We start from the raw sequence: 15,414 nt of genomic DNA, 5'->3' as shown, positions 1-15,414 counted from the left end.
GACGATGCAGAAGCCCCCGTTCAACCGCCCGTCGTTCCACGCGCAAGCCTTCGTGCGGCTCGCCGTCGCGTTCGTGGCCTTGGCCTGCGGGTTCGGCGCGGCGCCCGCGCACGCGGAACGCCTGAAGGATCTCGCGCAGATCCAGGGCGTGCGCGACAACCCGCTGATCGGCTATGGCCTCGTCGTCGGCCTCGACGGCACGGGCGACCAGACGATGCAGACCCCGTTCACGACGCAGACGCTCGCGAACATGCTCGCGAACCTCGGCATCTCGATCAACAACGGCTCGGCCAACGGCGGCGCGTCGCAGCTGAGCAACATGCAGCTGAAGAACGTCGCGGCCGTGATGGTGACCGCCACGCTGCCGCCGTTCGCGCGGCCGGGCGAGGCGCTCGACGTCACCGTGTCGTCGCTCGGCAACGCGAAGAGCCTGCGCGGCGGCACGCTGCTGCTGACGCCGCTGAAAGGCGCGGACGGCCAGGTCTATGCGCTCGCGCAGGGCAACATGGCGGTCGGCGGCGCCGGCGCCAGCGCGAACGGCAGCCGCGTGCAGGTGAACCAGCTCGCGGCCGGCCGGATCGTCGGCGGCGCGATCGTCGAGCGTTCGGTGCCGAACGCGATCGCGCAGATGAACGGCGTGCTGCAGCTGCAACTGAACGACATGGACTACGGCACCGCGCAGCGGATCGTGTCCGCGGTCAATTCGAGCTTCGGCCCGGGCACCGCGACGGCGCTCGACGGCCGCACGATCCAGCTTGCCGCGCCGGCCGACTCGGCGCAGCAGGTCGCGTTCATGGCGCGGCTGCAGAACCTCGACGTCAGCCCGGACAAGGCCGCGGCGAAGGTGATCCTGAACGCGCGCACCGGCTCGATCGTGATGAACCAGATGGTGACGCTGCAGAGCTGCGCGGTCGCGCACGGCAACCTGTCGGTCGTCGTCAACACGCAGCCGGTCGTGTCGCAGCCGGGCCCGTTCTCGAACGGGCAGACGGTGGTGGCGCAGCAGTCGCAGATCCAGCTGAAGCAGGACAACGGCGCGCTGAAGATGGTGACGGCCGGCGCGAATCTCGCCGACGTCGTGAAGGCGCTGAACACGCTCGGCGCAACGCCCGCGGACCTGATGTCGATCCTGCAGGCGATGAAGGCCGCCGGCGCGCTGCGCGCCGACCTGGAGATCATCTAAATGGCAGCCAGTCTCCCGAACGCGAACGACCTCACGCAGCGCTTTGCGCTCGACGTGCAGGGTTTCGATGCACTGCGCGCGCAGGCGAGGCAGTCGCCGCAGGCCGGCGCGAAGGCGGTCGCCGGCCAGTTCGACGCGATGTTCACGCAGATGATGCTCAAGAGCATGCGCGACGCGTCGCCCGACGGCGGGCTGTTCGATTCGCATACGTCGAAGATGTACACGTCGATGCTCGACCAGCAGCTCGCGCAGCAGATGTCGACGCGCGGGATCGGCGTCGCCGACGCACTGATGAAGCAGCTGCTGCGCAACGCGGGGCAGGGCGCGGGCAGCGACACGGCGGCCGACGTCGGCGCGGCCGGGCTGGGCGCGGACGGCTTCGGCGCGTCCGGCAACGAAGGCGGCCTCGCCGCGATGAACGCGATGGCGAAGGCCTACGCGAACGCGGCGAACAACGGCGGGCTCGCCGGCACGCGCGGCTATTCGGCCGGCAGCGCGCTGACGCCGCCGTTGAAGGGCGCGAGCGGCGTGCAGGACGCCGACGCGTTCGTCGACCGGCTCGCGGGCCCCGCGCAGGCGGCCAGCGCGTCGACCGGCATCCCGGCGCGCTTCATCGTCGGCCAGGCCGCGCTCGAATCGGGCTGGGGCAAGCGCGAGATCCGCGCGGGCGACGGCTCGACGAGCTACAACGTGTTCGGCATCAAGGCGACCAAGGGCTGGACCGGCCGCACGGTGTCCGCGCTGACGACGGAATACGTGAACGGCGCGCCGCGCCGCGTGGTCGCGAAGTTCCGCGCGTACGATTCGTACGAGCACGCGATGACCGATTACGCGAACCTGCTGAAGAACAATCCGCGCTACGCGGGCGTGCTGAGCGCGAGCCGCAGCGTCGAAGGCTTCGCGCACGGGATGCAGAAGGCCGGCTACGCGACCGACCCGAACTACGCGAAGAAGCTGATTTCGATCATGCAGCAGATCGGCTGACGACCCGTCGGCGACCGCCGTCGTACCCTCTGGACCGCGCCCGGCAGCCCGCCGCGCGCGGTTTCAACGTTTGCGCGAAAAAAATCCCCAATTCGATCTAAACTTTCGGTCAGCACTGCCGCTAAGTGTGAGAGACCTGCGACCGGGCCCCCGTTCTGGCCCGGTTTTATTGCGCACCGGTTGCCCGGGCGCCCATGAAAAGACAGACCGGCTAGCCATGAATATCGAAACGTCGACGGACCCCAGCCTGGATGCAGGCCACTCCGGGCCCGACTACGCCCGCCGCAATCCGCTGGAAATCGGCGTGCAGCTGCGCAACCTCGTCAATCGCGGCGATTTCCTGACCGTCCAGTATCCGGGTGGCCAGCTCGTCACGCGCCTGCTCGAGGTGGATGTCGGCGCGCGGACGTTCACGTTCGACTGGGGTGCGCTGGCCGAGCAGAACGCCGGCATCCTCGGTGCGTCGCACTGCACGTTCGCGGCCGCGCCGGAGGGCGTGCGCGTCGAATTCACCACGGGCACGCCGCGCGAGACGCGCTTCGAGGGGCTGCCCGCGTTCGTCGCCGATTTCCCCGACGTGCTGATGTGCATCCAGCGCCGCGAATATTTCCGCGTCGATGCGCCGATCGTCGATCCGTTCCTGTGCCGCGGCAAGCTGCCGGACGGCGAGAGCTTCCTGTTCGAGGTGCACAACCTGTCGCTCGGCGGCGTGGGGCTGCGCACGGCCGACGAACGCGTCGAGGCGCTCGAGGTCGGCACGCTGCTGCCCGACGTCGAGCTCGACCTGACCGGCCATGGCAAGCTGTCGCTCGACCTGCAGCTCGTGTCGCAGCGTTCGACGCAGATGCCGAACGGGTCGCGGCGCTACCAGCTCGGCTTCCGCTACATGTCGCTGCCGGGCAGCGCGGAGAACACGCTGCAGCGGCTGATCACGCAGCTCGAAATGAAGCGCCGTTCGCTCGCGCGGGCCTGACGCGCAAGCGCCGGCCGGCCCCGCCCGGGGCGGCCCGCGCGGCGTTCGCGGCACCCTCGGCCGCACGCTCGAACCGGCGTCGCGCGCATGCGCGTCGCGCGTGCATTTTTTCCTCAATTTTCTGAAATCGCGGCCGTTATACCGGGAGTCACGCAACCCGGCGGCCGCAGCGCGGCCGGCTCATCAGGATCGCGCATGTCCAACACACTCATGAACCTCGGCGTCAGCGGCCTGAATGCCGCGCTCTGGGGCCTCACGACGACCGGCCAGAACATCAGCAACTCGGCGACGCCGGGCTATTCGGTCGAACGCCCGGTCTATGCCGAGGCGAGCGGCCAGTACACGAGCAGCGGCTACATGCCGCAGGGCGTGAACACCGTCACCGTGCAGCGGCAGTACAGCCAGTACCTGAGCGACCAGCTGAACGGCGCGCAGACGCAGAGCGGCGCGCTGTCGACGTGGTATTCGCTCGTCACGCAGCTGAACAACTACGTCGGCAGCCCGACGTCGGGCATCTCGACCGCGATCACGAGCTACTTCACCGGGCTGCAGAACGTCGCGAACAGCGCGGCCGACTCGTCGGTGCGGCAGACCGCGATGAGCAATGCGCAGACGCTCGCGAACCAGATCACGGCGGCCGGCCAGCAGTACGACGCGCTGCGCCAGAGCGTGAACACGCAGCTGACGAGCACCGTCACGCAGATCAACGCGTACACCGCGCAGATCGCGCAGCTGAACCAGCAGATCGCATCCGCGAGCAGCCAGGGGCAGCCGCCTAACCAGCTGATGGACCAGCGCGACCTCGCGGTGTCGAACCTGTCGAACCTCGCCGGCGTGCAGGTCGTGCGCAACAGCGACGGCTACAGCGTGTTTCTGGCGGGCGGCACGCCGCTCGTCGTCTCGAACACCAGCTACCAGCTCGCGACCGTCGCGTCGCCGTCCGACCCGAGCGAGCTGACCGTCGTGTCGCAGGGCATCGCCGGCGCGAACCCGCAGGGGCCGAACCAGTTCCTGTCGGACGCGTCGCTGTCGGGCGGCACGCTCGGCGGCCTGCTCGCGTTCCGCAGCCAGACGCTCGACCCGGCCGAAGCGCAGCTCGGCGCGATCGCGACCAGCTTCGCCGCGCAGGTCAACGCGCAGAACGCGCTCGGCATCGACCTGTCGGGCAACGTCGGCGGCAACCTGTTCACGACCGGTAGCCCGATCACGTACGCGAACCAGGGCAATACCGGCAACGCGGCGCTGTCCGTGTCGTTCGCGAACGCGTCGCAGCCGACCACGAGCGACTACACGCTTTCGTTCGACGGCACGCAATACACGTTGACCGACAACGCCACCGGTGCGGTGGTCGGCACGCCGCTGCAACAAAACCAGATGCCGGGCCAGATCGGCGGCCTCAACTTCTCGCTGTCCGGCACGATGAACGCCGGCGACAAGTTCACCGTGCAGCCGACGCGCGGCGCGCTGAACGGCTTCGGTCTCACCACGTCGAACGGCTCGGCGATCGCGGCGGCGGCGCCGTTCGTGCCGTCGGCGACCACGACGAACACCGGCACCGGCACGATCGGCGGCCTGTCGGTCACGAGCGCGGCGGCCGCGGCCAACCCGCACAACTACACGATCACGATGACCGGCACCGCCGGCAATCTGCAGTACACGGTCACCGACAACTCCGCCAACCCGGTGACCACGAGCGCGCCGCAGAATTACCAGTCCGGCTCGCCGATCACGCTGACGGCCGGCGTCACGGTCACGGTGTCGGGCGCGCCGTCAGCGGGCGACACGTTCACGGTCGCGCCGAACACGGGCGGCACGAACGACGGCAGCAACGCGCTCGCGCTGTCGAAGCTCGTCAGCGCGAAATCGTTCGGCAACGGCACGACCACGCTGACGGGCGCGTATGCGAACTACGTGAACAACATCGGCAACACGACGAGCCAGCTGAAGTCGTCGAGCGCCGCGCAGACCTCGCTGATCGGCCAGATCACACAAGCGCAGCAGTCGGTGTCGGGCGTGAACCAGAACGAGGAAGCGGCCAACCTGATGCAGTACCAGCAGCTCTACCAGGCGAACGCGAAGGTGATCCAGACCGCGTCGACGCTGTTCCAGACCGTGCTCGGCCTGTTCAACTGATTTCGGGGATAGAAGCGATGCGGATTTCCACTGCCCAGTTCTACCAGATGAATGTCGCGCAGATGAACGATCAGCAGGCGCAGCTCTCGCAGCTGTACCAGCAGATCTCGAGCGGCGTGAGCCTGTCGACCCCGGCCGACAACCCGCTCGGCGCGGCGCAGGCCGTGCAGTTGTCGATGACGTCGGCGACGCTGTCGCAGTATTCGGCGAACCAGAACACCGCGCTGTCGTCGCTGCAGGCGGAAGACCAGTCGCTCATCAGCGTCAACAACCTGCTGAACAGCATTCATACGGTCGTGATCCAGGCCGGCGACGGCTCGCTGTCCGACAGCGACCGCTCGGCGCTGTCGACGCAGCTGCAGGGCTATCGCAACCAGCTGCTGACGCTCGCGAACTCGACGGACGGCGCGGGCAACTACCTGTTCGCGGGTTTCCAGACGGCCACGGCGCCGTTTTCGAACGCGCCGGGCGGCGGCGTGACCTACAGCGGCGACACCGGTTCGCGGCAGGTGCAGATCGCCGATACGCGCTCGATCTCGCAGGGCGACAACGGCGTGAGCGTGTTCCTGTCGGTGCCGATGCTCGGCAGCCAGCCGGTGCCGGTCGCCGGCGCGGGCAACACGGGCACGGGCACGATCGGCTCGGTGTCGATCACGAGCCCGTCGGCCGCGACCAACACGCACCAGTTCACGATCACGTTCGGCGGCACGGCCGCCGCGCCGACCTATACCGTCACCGACAACACCGTCGTGCCGCCGACCACGACCGCCGCGCAGCCGTATTCGGCCGGCGCCGGGATTGCGCTCGGCAACGGCCTGTCGGTGCCGGTGTCGGGAACGCCGGCCGCTGGCGACACGTTCACGGTCACGCCGGCGCCGCAGGCCGGCACCGACGTGTTCGCCGCGCTCGACTCGATGATCGCCGCGCTGAAGGTGCCGGTCAGCAGCAACACGACCGCCGCCGCCGCGCTCCAGAACGCGATGACCACCGGCACGACGAAGCTGAACAACATGATGACGAACGTCCTCACCGTGCAGGCGTCGGTCGGCGGCCGCACGCAGGAAATCAAGGCGATGCAGACGGTGAACCAGACCAACACGCTGCAGGTCAGCAGCAACCTGGCCGACCTGACGAGCACCGACATGGTGTCGACGATCAGCCAGTTCCTGCAGATGCAGAACGCGCTGACGGGCTCGCAGAAGGCTTACGCGCAGTTGCAGAACCTGTCGCTGTTCCAGTACATCAATCCCTGATGCACGACGCGCCGGCCGCGACGTGAGCGCACGCTCGGCGTCGCGGCCGGCGTCGATCACCGCCCGCGCATGGCCCCGCGCGGACGGGCGCTGCACCGGGTCGCGCCATCGCGCCCCATTCATCCGGCCCCGTTTCACCCACGCGGCAAGCCGCGCTTCGGCCTTGCCGGCCCCGCTCGCCGGCCCGCGCATCGGCCCGCTCGCCAGTCCGCTTGCCAGTCCGCTTGCCAGCCCCATTTCCGCTCCGTAAACTCGCGCCAGATTCCAGACCGGCGCATCCTCCGCAGCCGGCGACCGACAGGAGCCCTTTTCCCCATGTCCGATTCCTACTTCCCGCGCTGGCGGGTGCAATCGACCGGCGCGGCGTCGCGCGTGGTCGGCCCCGACGAGCGCCTCGCGTGGCCGCAGATGGTCGCGATGGGCGTGCAGCACGTCGTCGCGATGTTCGGCTCGACCGTGCTCGCGCCGCTGCTGATGGGCTTCGACCCGAACCTTTGCATCTTCATGTCGGGGATCGGCACGCTGCTGTTCTTCGTGCTGGTCGGCGGCCGCGTGCCGAGCTACCTCGGCTCGAGCTTCGCGTTCATCGGCCTCGTGATCGCGGTGACCGGCTACGGCGGCAGCGGCCCGAACCCGAACATCCCGGTCGCGCTCGGCGGGATCGTCGCGTGCGGCGTCGTGTACGTCGCGATCGGCGCGCTGGTGCAGGCGATCGGCACGAACTGGATCGAGACGCTGATGCCGCCCGTCGTGACCGGCGCGGTGGTCGCGGTGATCGGGCTGAACCTGGCGCCGATCGCGGTCAAGGGCGTGTCCGGGTCGACCTTCGAATCGGTGATGGCGCTCGTCACGGTGCTGTGCGTCGGCGGCGTCGCGGTGTTCTCGCGCGGGATGGTGCAGCGCCTGCTGATCCTGGTCGGGCTGGTGATCGCCTACGCGATCTACGCGGTCGCGACCAACGGGATGGGGCTCGGCAAGCCGATCGATTTCTCGATCGTCGAGCATGCGGCCTGGTTCGGGGTGCCGAGCTTCCGCGCGCCGGTGTTCGATCCGCACGCGATGCTGATGCTGGCGCCGATCGCGGTGATCCTGGTTGCGGAAAACCTCGGCCACATCAAGGCCGTCAGCGCGATGACGGGCGCGAACCTCGATCGCTACGTGGGCCGCGCGTTCATCGGCGACGGGCTCGCGACGATCGTGTCGGGCAGCGTCGGCGGCACGGGCGTGACGACCTACGCGGAGAACATCGGCGTGATGGCCGTCACGCGGATCTACTCGACGCTCGTGTTCGCGGTCGCCGCGCTGATCGCGATCGTGCTCGGCTTCTCGCCGAAGTTCGGTGCGGTGATCCAGACGATTCCGGGCCCCGTGCTCGGCGGCGTGTCGATCGTCGTGTTCGGGCTGATCGCGGTGACGGGCGCGCGGATCTGGGTCGTCAACAAGGTCGACTTCTCCGACAACCGCAACCTGATCGTCGCGGCCGTCACGCTGGTGCTCGGCGCCGGCGACTTCTCGCTGAAGATCGGCGGCTTCGGGCTCGGCGGGATCGGCACCGCGACGTTCGGCGCGATCATCCTGTACGCGATCCTGCGCAAGGAAAAGGAACCGGGCCCGGTGGTCTGAGCTTCCGGCGGGCGGCGCCCTGCCGCCCGCGTCATCTTTTGCGTCGAACGTCGACGCGCTACGCGCCGACGTTCGACTGCGTTTGCAGCCACGCGCAGAACTGCGCGACGAGCGGATCGTCGGCCGGCGCGCGCGGCGCGATCCACCAGTAGCTGCGCGTCGCGATGCGCGGCCCCTCCAGCGGCATCACGAGCCGGCCGCTCGCGAGCTCGTCGTCGATCAGCGGCAACGGGCCGAGCGCGACGCCGAGCCCGTCGACGGCCGCCTGCAGCGCCAGGTAGAAGTGGTCGAACGACTGCCGCTTGCGCCCCTTCATCGCCACGCCGGCCGCCGCGAACCAGTCGCGCCAGCCTTCCGGCCGCGTATCCGAATGCAGCAGCACATGGCGCGCGAGATCGTCCGCGCGCGCGATCGGCACGCGCTTGAGCAGCGCGGGGCTGCAGACGGGAATCACGCTTTCGTCGAGGAAGTGGCCGCTCGTGCAGTTCGGCCAGTGGCCGGGGCCGCGGCGGATCGCGACATCGAAGCCGTCGAGCGTGTCGAGCGGCGCATTCGACGTCGACAGCTTCAGCTCGACGTTCGGCACGTCGCGCTGGAACCGCGACAGGCGCGGCAGCAGCCATTTCATCGCGAAGGTCGGCAGCGCATTGATGCGCAGCACGCGTGCCGCGCCCGTGTTGCGCAGCTGCTCGGTCGCGAGCGCGATGCTGTCGAACGCCGCGCGCACGGTATCCAGGTAGCGGCGGCCTTCGTCGGTGAGCTTCACGCGCTTGCCGTAGCGGTGGAACACCGGCTTGCCGAGCCAGGCCTCGAACCCGGCAATCTGCCGGCTGATGGCACCGTGAGTCACATGCAGCTCGTCGCCGGCGGCGCTGAAGCTTTCATGTCGTGCCGCGGCTTCAAAGGCCCGAAGCGCGGAAAAGGGCGGGAGGTCGCGTGCCATGCTTGTGATTCTAGATCACAAAGGCGCGCCGATAAAATCGTTTTGCCGGCATGCCGAACGGCGGTAACCTCGGGTCACCGTTTGATAAGGAACCCCATGCAATCCGCTTCTCCGCCTGCCGCACCGCCGCCGGCCGCTTCCCCCCGCAGCATCGGCCTCGCCGAGCTGTTCACCGGTTTCCTGTCGCTTGGCCTCATGTCGTTCGGCGGTGCGCTGCCGTTCGCGCGGCGCACCATCGTGGAAGAGCGCAAGTGGCTTTCCGCCGACGAATTCACCGATCTGCTCGGGCTGTGCCAGTTCCTGCCGGGGGGCAACGTGATCAACCTGTCGGTGGCCGTCGGCATGCGCTTTCGCGGTGTCGCCGGCGCGTTCGCCGGCATTCTCGGGCTGATCGCGGGGCCGACGCTCGTCGTCGTCGCGCTCGGCGTGCTGTACGCGAAGACGCAGAACGATCCGCGCGTGCAGCACCTGTTCGCGGGGCTCGCCGCGGCGGCGGCCGGGCTGCTCGTCGCGATGGCCGTGAAGGTCTTGAAGCCGCTGCGGCACGCGCGTGCGGCGGCCGGCATCGCGGCGCTCGCGTTCGTCGCGATCGCGGTGCTGCGCATCCCGCTGCTGACCGCGATGCTCGTGCTGACGCCGCTCAGCATCTGGCTCGCGTCGCGGCGCCGCGACGCGGACTCGCCGCAGCCGGCGCCTGCCGCGGCGCGCGACACGCAGCCAGGGGGCCGGCCATGAACGACACGCTGATCGCCATCGCGACGATCTTCAGCCAGTTGTCGCTGCTCGCGTTCGGCGGCGGCAACACGATCCTGCCGGAGATGCAGCGGCAGGTCGTCGACGTCCATCACTGGATGAGCGCGCACGAGTTCACCGCGCTGTTCGCGCTGGCGCAGGCGGCGCCCGGGCCGAACATGATGATCGTGTCGCTGGTCGGCTGGCATGTGGCCGGCTGGAGCGGGCTGCTGGTCGCGTCGCTCGCGAAGTTCGGGCCGTCGTCGATCGTCACCGTGCTCGCGCTGCATGCGTGGGAGCGCTTTCGCGACCGGCCGTGGCGCCGCTACGTGCAGCAGGGGATGATGCCCGTCACCGCCGGGCTCGTTGCGGCAAGCGCGGTGCTGATCTCCGAGGCGTCGAACCGCACGGCGATCCAGTGGGGCATCACGGCCGCGTGCGCGGTGCTCGCGTGGCGCACGCGCATCCATCCGCTGTGGCTGCTCGCGGGCGGCGCGCTGATCGGGCTCACGGGCATCGGGCAGTGACCCGCGCACACTGACCGCCCGTGCGCCATACTGGCGCGAATCTTCACGGGAGGCTCGATGGATCTCGACGGCGCCAGCCGCAATCTCACTGTCGCCGCGTTGCTGACGCTGTCCGGCGGCTATCTCGACGCGTACACGTATGTCGGCCATGGCCACGTGTTCGCGAACACGATGACCGGCAACGTCGCGCTGCTCGGCATCAACCTGTCGGCCGGCGACTGGGCCGCCGCGCTGCATCACGTGCCGCCGCTCGTCGGCTTCGTGATCGCGGTATTCGTCGCGCACCTGCTCGGCCTCGCCGCGCAGCGCGGCTGGATGAAGCACACGGCGTTCGCGTGCCTGCTCGTCGAGATCGCCTTTCTCGGCGTCGCCGCGAGCGGCCTCGTCGGCGCGTCGAGCGCGTGGCTGATTCCGGGCATTTCGTTCGTCGCGACGCTGCAGACGCTGTCGTTCACCCATCTCGAGGAACTGTCGTACACGTCGGTGATGACCACCGGCAACCTGCGGCGCGCCGCGCAGAAGCTGTTCGTCGGGCTGATCCCGCGCTACGACGCGGGCGCGCTGCACGACTCGGCGCTGCTCGCGACGATCAGCTTCTGCTTCCTGGCCGGCGCGGTGGCGGGCGGCCTCGTGACGCGGCTCGTGCCGGAAGGCGCGCTGTGGGGCGCCGTGCTGCTGCTGGTTGGCGCGTTCGCGGAAATCGTGCGGCGCGCATGGCGCCGGCACACGGCCGACGGCGGCCCGGCGGCGGCGTAGCCGCGTATCCCGCGGACGCACCGTTGCGTGCGCCCCGGGCCTGCGTCCGATCCGCGGCGCCTGCCGCGCGATCCTTACAGATCCGACATGCCGTAAGCCGCGCGAGCGGTCGCTGCCGTGCGGTGCCTGACGCCCGCCGGGCAAGCCTCGCGCGCGCGGCGTTGTGCGCGGGCGACAGTTCCGCCGTTACCGCGCATTTCAATTTCTTTCAGCGATTGCACTCGTCATATGATTCAGCCCACATCGCGCGCGCCAGGAGCGTGAGCGATCGCCACCCGGCTGCGCACGCGGCCGGCCATGAACGGAGACACCTACAAAAAGGAAAGCTCGTGAAGCAGACCACCCGACTCGCAGCCATCGCAGGGGGCGCCGCGCTCGCATTTGCCAGCCAGTACGCGGCCGCACAAAGTTCCGTGACGCTCTGGGGCGTCGCTGACGCCAGCATCCGCTACCTGACCAACGCCAACGCCAAGAACGACGGCCTGCTGTCGATGACCAACGGCGCGATCACGAACAGCCGCTTCGGCATCTACGGCACGGAAGACCTCGGCGGCGGCCTGAAGGCCGTGTTCAACCTCGAGAGCGGCGTGAACCTGCAGAACGGCGCCTTCGCCGACAGCGGCCGCCTGTTCAACCGCGCAGCGTACGTCGGCCTGCAGAGCCCGTACGGCACGGTGACCCTCGGCCGCCAGAAGACGCCGCTGTTCGACCTGCTGTCGGACACCTACGATCCGCTGACGGTCGGCAACTACCTCGAAAACGCGTGGCTGCCGGTCGCACTCGGCGGCGGCCTGTATGCGGACAACCAGATCAAGTACACGGGCAAGTTCGACGGGCTGACCGCGAAGGCGATGTACTCGACCGGCACCAACTACGAATCGACCGGCGCCGGCGGCTTCTCGGGCCAGATCCCGGGTTCGCTCGGCAAGGGCAATGCGTGGGGCGTGTCGCTGTCGTACGTGATGGGTCCGCTCAGCATCGCGGCCGGCGCGCAGCAGAACAGCGACAACTCGGCGCGCAAGCAGACGATCTACCACGCGAACGTCGTGTATGCGTTCAGCAAGGCGAAGATCTACGCGGGCTACCTGCGCTCGAAGGACGATACGGGCTTCGTCGACAGCCTGCTCGCGCAGCAGACGATTCCGGTCGCGAAGGGCACCGGCCGGATCGATGACGGTCCGTTCGCGGGCGTGAGCTGGCAGGTCAGCGCGCCGCTGACGCTGACGGGCGCGTTCTACTACGACCACATGCGCAATGCGATGACCACGAACGGCACGCTCGCGAGCGGCAACCGCTACGCGGTCGTCGGCATCGCCGAGTACGCACTCAGCAAGCGCACGGAAGTCTACGGCACCGTCGACTTCAACAAGACGAACGGCGCGGCGAACGTCGAGCTGCCGGGCCGCAGCAACCAGACCGGCATCGCGATCGGCCTGCGCAATATCTTCTGACGAACGTCGGAACGCATGCGCCGGCAGTCGTCCGGCAGGCATCGAAGGGGCGCCGCCAGGCGCCTCTTTTTTTCGTCACGCGACCTTCATACGCGCACACGACTATTCGGCAATCGCTTCATCACGGAATCCCCGCGCCGTAAGCGATCCGTCGGCATTCCAGAACATACTTTTACAGTACGCGCGAAGGCTTTCCGCTACGCTGCGTGCATTGCCCGCTGCGTGCCGTCGCGCACGCGCGTGCGTCGTTCCGGTGGCGCTCGTCGAGCGTGGCCGGCCTGGTGCGTAACTTGTGTATCCGGTGATGACAGACACGGTCTGCCGGTTTTTTTCGTGGGACGATCGGTCTCACGATTTTCTTGAAAGGGGATGACGATGGGTATCCTGAACACCGTGGGTGAAATCGCTGGCGCAGTCGCGGCTGTCGAAGGCGCGGAAAAGCTGGATCCGGATGCGGGCCTGCTGACCAAGGCGGCAGCCGCCGTCGCCGGCTTCAAGGGTGCGGAAGCAGTCGAAGGCATGCTCGAGAAGAAGGAAGAGCAGCCGCAGCAGGCAGACGACACGCAGGCGACGGACGGCAGCGACACGTCGCAGGCATGAGCATGGCGGCTGGTCCGGCCGTGGGCGCGCCCTTCGCGCGCCCGGGCGGATCGGTGCCGCGCGGCCGGCAGGTCGGGCATGCGGTCGATCGGTGACGCATGGCACACCCGGCAACCGGTTTGACCGGCGAGAGGCGACGTCTCTCGCCGTTTTTTATTGGGCACGCGTGGCGGCGCCGTGCGCCGCAGGAATTCCGGAATCTTGCTATCGTGCCTTCATCCGAACTGCGATGAGGGGATGCGATGGATTTCGATTACGACCTGTTCGTCATCGGCGCCGGCTCGGGCGGCGTGCGGCTTGCGCGCATGTCCGCGTCTTACGGCGCGCGCGTCGGCATAGCGGAACAAGAGCAGATCGGCGGCACCTGCGTGCTGCGCGGCTGCATTCCGAAGAAGCTGCTCGTCTACGCATCGCACTACCCGCATGAAGTCGAGGACGCGAAGGGCTTCGGCTGGACCTTCGGCGCCGGCGCGCTCGACTGGCCCGCGCTGATCGCCGCGAAGGATCGCGAGATCAACCGGCTCAGCGACATCTACATCAACCTGCTGCGGCAATCGGGCGTCGAGATGCACGCGGGGCGCGCGACGCTCGTCGATGCGCATACGGTCGCGATCGGCGAACGCACGATCCGCGCGCGCCACATCGCGATCGCGACCGGTTCGCGTCCGTCGCTGCCGGCGCGGCCCGGCATCGAGCATGCGATCACGTCGCGCGAGGCGCTGTCGCTTGCCGCGTTGCCCAAACGCATCGCGGTGGTCGGCGGCGGTTATATCGCGGTCGAGTTCGCGGGCATCTTCAACGGCTTCGGCAGCCACGTCGACCTGTTCTATCGCGGCGAGAAGATCCTGCGCGGCTTCGACGACGACGTGCGCCAGTTCCTGACCGACGAGATGACGAAGCAGGGCGTCACGATCCACGCGCGCGCGGTGGTCGAGTCGATCGAGCGCGCGGACGACGGCACGCTGAGCGTGCGCGTCGGCGCTGCGCGGCACGGGCCGTACGACGCAGTGCTCTATGCGACCGGCCGCGTGCCGAACGTCGACGGGCTCGGGCTTGAACAGGCGGGGGTGGCGCTCGATGCGCGCGGCGCGATCGCCGTCGATGCGTATTCGGCGACGTCGGTGCCTTCGATCCATGCGATCGGCGACGTCACGTCGCGGCCGCAGCTCACGCCTGTCGCGACGCGCGACGGCGGGTTGCTCGCGCGCACGTTGTTCGGCGGGTCGCGCGTCGCGGCCGATCACGAATGGGTGCCGTCGGCGGTGTTCAGCCAGCCCGAGGTCGCGACGGTCGGCCTCACCGAGTCGACCGCGCGCGACCTGTACGATGGCGACGTCGACATCTACCGCACGTCGTTCAAGGCGCTGCGTCATACGCTGTCGGGCCGCGACGAGCGCACGCTGATGAAGCTCGTCGTCGCGCGCGACAGCCAGCGCGTGGTCGGCGCGCACATGGTCGGCCGCGACGCGGGCGAGATCATCCAGGGGATCGCGATCGCGATTCGCGCGGGCGCGACGAAGGCGCAGTTCGACGACACGATCGGCATTCACCCGACCGCGGCCGAGGAGTTCGTGACGATGCGGCAGAAGGTGGCCGGCTAGCAGGAGCGGGCACGCGCGCGTTTGCGCGCGCGTGCGCCGGATGCGCGTCGAATGTGCGCGGGATTGCCGGATCGGGAATGCGCCGACGAGCCCTTTGCTGGCGCAATAAAGCCGGATCATTCTCGACGATTGTTTTCAATGCATTCGCAATTCGGACGAGCGTCGCCGGCAATATGCGTCGATATTGGCGGGCCGGCGCGCGATGCGCCGTGGCAAAAGCGAGTAATCAAGATGCTCCGTTCCGATGTCGGAAAGGCATTGTCCGGCAGGGTCTCAGGGCGGAGTTGCAGGCGTTATTCATATAAATGTAAGAAAATCGTCAATTATTATCAAGACACCTCGTCTCGATAACAAGGCTTGATATGATCGCGAAAAATCATATCCGGGGCCGGCCATGCGCGATCAACAGCGCAGTAACCAGAATCAAGACATGGCGCACGTACGCGAATCAGTCGCGTATCGCGTCGCCCATCCGCTTTGTGCCGCAACACGTCCGTTGCACGCACCTGCCTGTCACCTGACACGATCGCCAACCCGGCGATGAATGCGCGCGCGCGTCGCACCGATGCGCGCATGCCCGTTCGCACCGTAGCCGTTTCGACCGCCGGATCGTCCGCGAGCCGGCGCGCCCGCTCAGGGCCATCTTTCCATGCAA

At 68.4% G+C, this 15,414-nt stretch carries 13 protein-coding genes; 12 read left to right on the top strand and 1 reads right to left on the bottom strand.

Features of this window, described 5'->3' with window-relative positions; genetic code table 11:
• The first annotated feature begins 4 nt into the window (after positions 1-4).
• The 6 genes from LGN17_RS21625 to LGN17_RS21600 all read left to right on the top strand — a co-directional run bounded on the left by LGN17_RS21625 (position 5) and on the right by LGN17_RS21600 (position 8,149).
• Positions 5-1,183 carry a flagellar basal body P-ring protein FlgI gene (locus LGN17_RS21625; protein WP_226198590.1) on the top strand — a complete coding sequence of 393 codons (1,179 nt, stop codon included), beginning with the start codon at positions 5-7 and terminating at the stop codon, positions 1,181-1,183.
• The gene (gene flgJ, locus LGN17_RS21620) at positions 1,184-2,167 is read left to right on the top strand and encodes a flagellar assembly peptidoglycan hydrolase FlgJ (protein ID WP_226198589.1); all 984 of its coding nucleotides are present in this window, start codon (positions 1,184-1,186) and stop codon (positions 2,165-2,167) included.
• A gap of 217 nt (positions 2,168-2,384) precedes the next feature.
• Complete coding sequence (locus tag LGN17_RS21615; protein WP_175951319.1) at positions 2,385-3,140, top strand: flagellar brake protein; 756 nt, start codon at positions 2,385-2,387, stop codon at positions 3,138-3,140.
• A 195-nt stretch (positions 3,141-3,335) separates the two neighbouring features.
• Entirely contained in the window at positions 3,336-5,273 is a 1,938-nt protein-coding gene (gene flgK, locus LGN17_RS21610) for a flagellar hook-associated protein FlgK (protein ID WP_226198588.1), read from the top strand.
• Between the two features lie 17 nt (positions 5,274-5,290).
• Positions 5,291-6,526: a flagellar hook-associated protein FlgL gene (flgL, locus tag LGN17_RS21605; protein WP_226198587.1), complete on the top strand. Its 1,236-nt coding sequence runs from the start codon at positions 5,291-5,293 to the stop codon at positions 6,524-6,526.
• 315 nt (positions 6,527-6,841) lie between these two features.
• Positions 6,842-8,149: a solute carrier family 23 protein gene (locus LGN17_RS21600; RefSeq protein WP_226198586.1), complete on the top strand. Its 1,308-nt coding sequence runs from the start codon at positions 6,842-6,844 to the stop codon at positions 8,147-8,149.
• Between the two features lie 58 nt (positions 8,150-8,207).
• Here LGN17_RS21600 and LGN17_RS21595 read toward each other — a convergent pair whose 3' ends face one another.
• Entirely contained in the window at positions 8,208-9,092 is an 885-nt protein-coding gene (locus LGN17_RS21595) for a transcriptional regulator GcvA (protein ID WP_089457063.1), read from the bottom strand.
• Positions 9,093-9,188: 96 nt separating this feature from the next.
• On the opposite strand from LGN17_RS21595, the gene LGN17_RS21590 reads away from it, so the two are divergent.
• From LGN17_RS21590 to gor, 6 genes are all read left to right on the top strand, one after another.
• Positions 9,189-9,827, top strand: a complete 639-nt coding sequence (locus LGN17_RS21590; protein WP_226198585.1) for a chromate transporter — start codon at positions 9,189-9,191, stop codon at positions 9,825-9,827.
• Positions 9,824-10,351 (top strand): chromate transporter, encoded by a 528-nt coding sequence (locus LGN17_RS21585; protein ID WP_043184629.1) that lies wholly within the window; start codon positions 9,824-9,826, stop codon positions 10,349-10,351. Before LGN17_RS21590 ends, LGN17_RS21585 begins: the two co-directional genes overlap by 4 nt.
• A 57-nt stretch (positions 10,352-10,408) precedes the next feature.
• Positions 10,409-11,107: a YoaK family protein gene (locus LGN17_RS21580; RefSeq protein WP_226198584.1), complete on the top strand. Its 699-nt coding sequence runs from the start codon at positions 10,409-10,411 to the stop codon at positions 11,105-11,107.
• Between the two features lie 329 nt (positions 11,108-11,436).
• A complete protein-coding gene (locus LGN17_RS21575) occupies positions 11,437-12,558 on the top strand; it encodes a porin (protein ID WP_107314348.1) in 1,122 nt (373 codons plus the stop codon).
• Positions 12,559-12,933: 375 nt separating this feature from the next.
• Positions 12,934-13,158, top strand: a complete 225-nt coding sequence (locus LGN17_RS21570) for a hypothetical protein (protein ID WP_175951326.1) — start codon at positions 12,934-12,936, stop codon at positions 13,156-13,158.
• A 242-nt stretch (positions 13,159-13,400) separates the two neighbouring features.
• The gene (gene gor / locus LGN17_RS21565) at positions 13,401-14,759 is read left to right on the top strand and encodes a glutathione-disulfide reductase (RefSeq protein WP_226198583.1); all 1,359 of its coding nucleotides are present in this window, start codon (positions 13,401-13,403) and stop codon (positions 14,757-14,759) included.
• Positions 14,760-15,414: the final 655 nt, after the last annotated feature.

Source organism: Burkholderia sp. AU30280 (assembly GCF_020420125.1).
Taxonomy (GTDB): domain Bacteria; phylum Pseudomonadota; class Gammaproteobacteria; order Burkholderiales; family Burkholderiaceae; genus Burkholderia.
The sequence above is the reverse complement of the archived record's forward strand: the minus strand, read 5'-3'. Positions and strand labels throughout refer to the sequence as shown.

Bases quoted from the DNA above. Each gene is read 5' to 3' on its own strand.
- LGN17_RS21625 (WP_226198590.1), top strand. From the start codon at position 5: ATGCAGAAGCCCCCGTTCAACCGCCCGTCGTTCCACGCGCAAGCCTTC.
- flgJ (WP_226198589.1), top strand. From the start codon at position 1,184: ATGGCAGCCAGTCTCCCGAACGCGAACGACCTCACGCAGCGCTTTGCG.
- LGN17_RS21615 (WP_175951319.1), top strand. From the start codon at position 2,385: ATGAATATCGAAACGTCGACGGACCCCAGCCTGGATGCAGGCCACTCC.
- flgK (WP_226198588.1), top strand. From the start codon at position 3,336: ATGTCCAACACACTCATGAACCTCGGCGTCAGCGGCCTGAATGCCGCG.
- flgL (WP_226198587.1), top strand. From the start codon at position 5,291: ATGCGGATTTCCACTGCCCAGTTCTACCAGATGAATGTCGCGCAGATG.
- LGN17_RS21600 (WP_226198586.1), top strand. From the start codon at position 6,842: ATGTCCGATTCCTACTTCCCGCGCTGGCGGGTGCAATCGACCGGCGCG.
- LGN17_RS21595 (WP_089457063.1), bottom strand. From the start codon at position 9,092: ATGGCACGCGACCTCCCGCCCTTTTCCGCGCTTCGGGCCTTTGAAGCC.
- LGN17_RS21590 (WP_226198585.1), top strand. From the start codon at position 9,189: ATGCAATCCGCTTCTCCGCCTGCCGCACCGCCGCCGGCCGCTTCCCCC.
- LGN17_RS21585 (WP_043184629.1), top strand. From the start codon at position 9,824: ATGAACGACACGCTGATCGCCATCGCGACGATCTTCAGCCAGTTGTCG.
- LGN17_RS21580 (WP_226198584.1), top strand. From the start codon at position 10,409: ATGGATCTCGACGGCGCCAGCCGCAATCTCACTGTCGCCGCGTTGCTG.
- LGN17_RS21570 (WP_175951326.1), top strand. From the start codon at position 12,934: ATGGGTATCCTGAACACCGTGGGTGAAATCGCTGGCGCAGTCGCGGCT.
- gor (WP_226198583.1), top strand. From the start codon at position 13,401: ATGGATTTCGATTACGACCTGTTCGTCATCGGCGCCGGCTCGGGCGGC.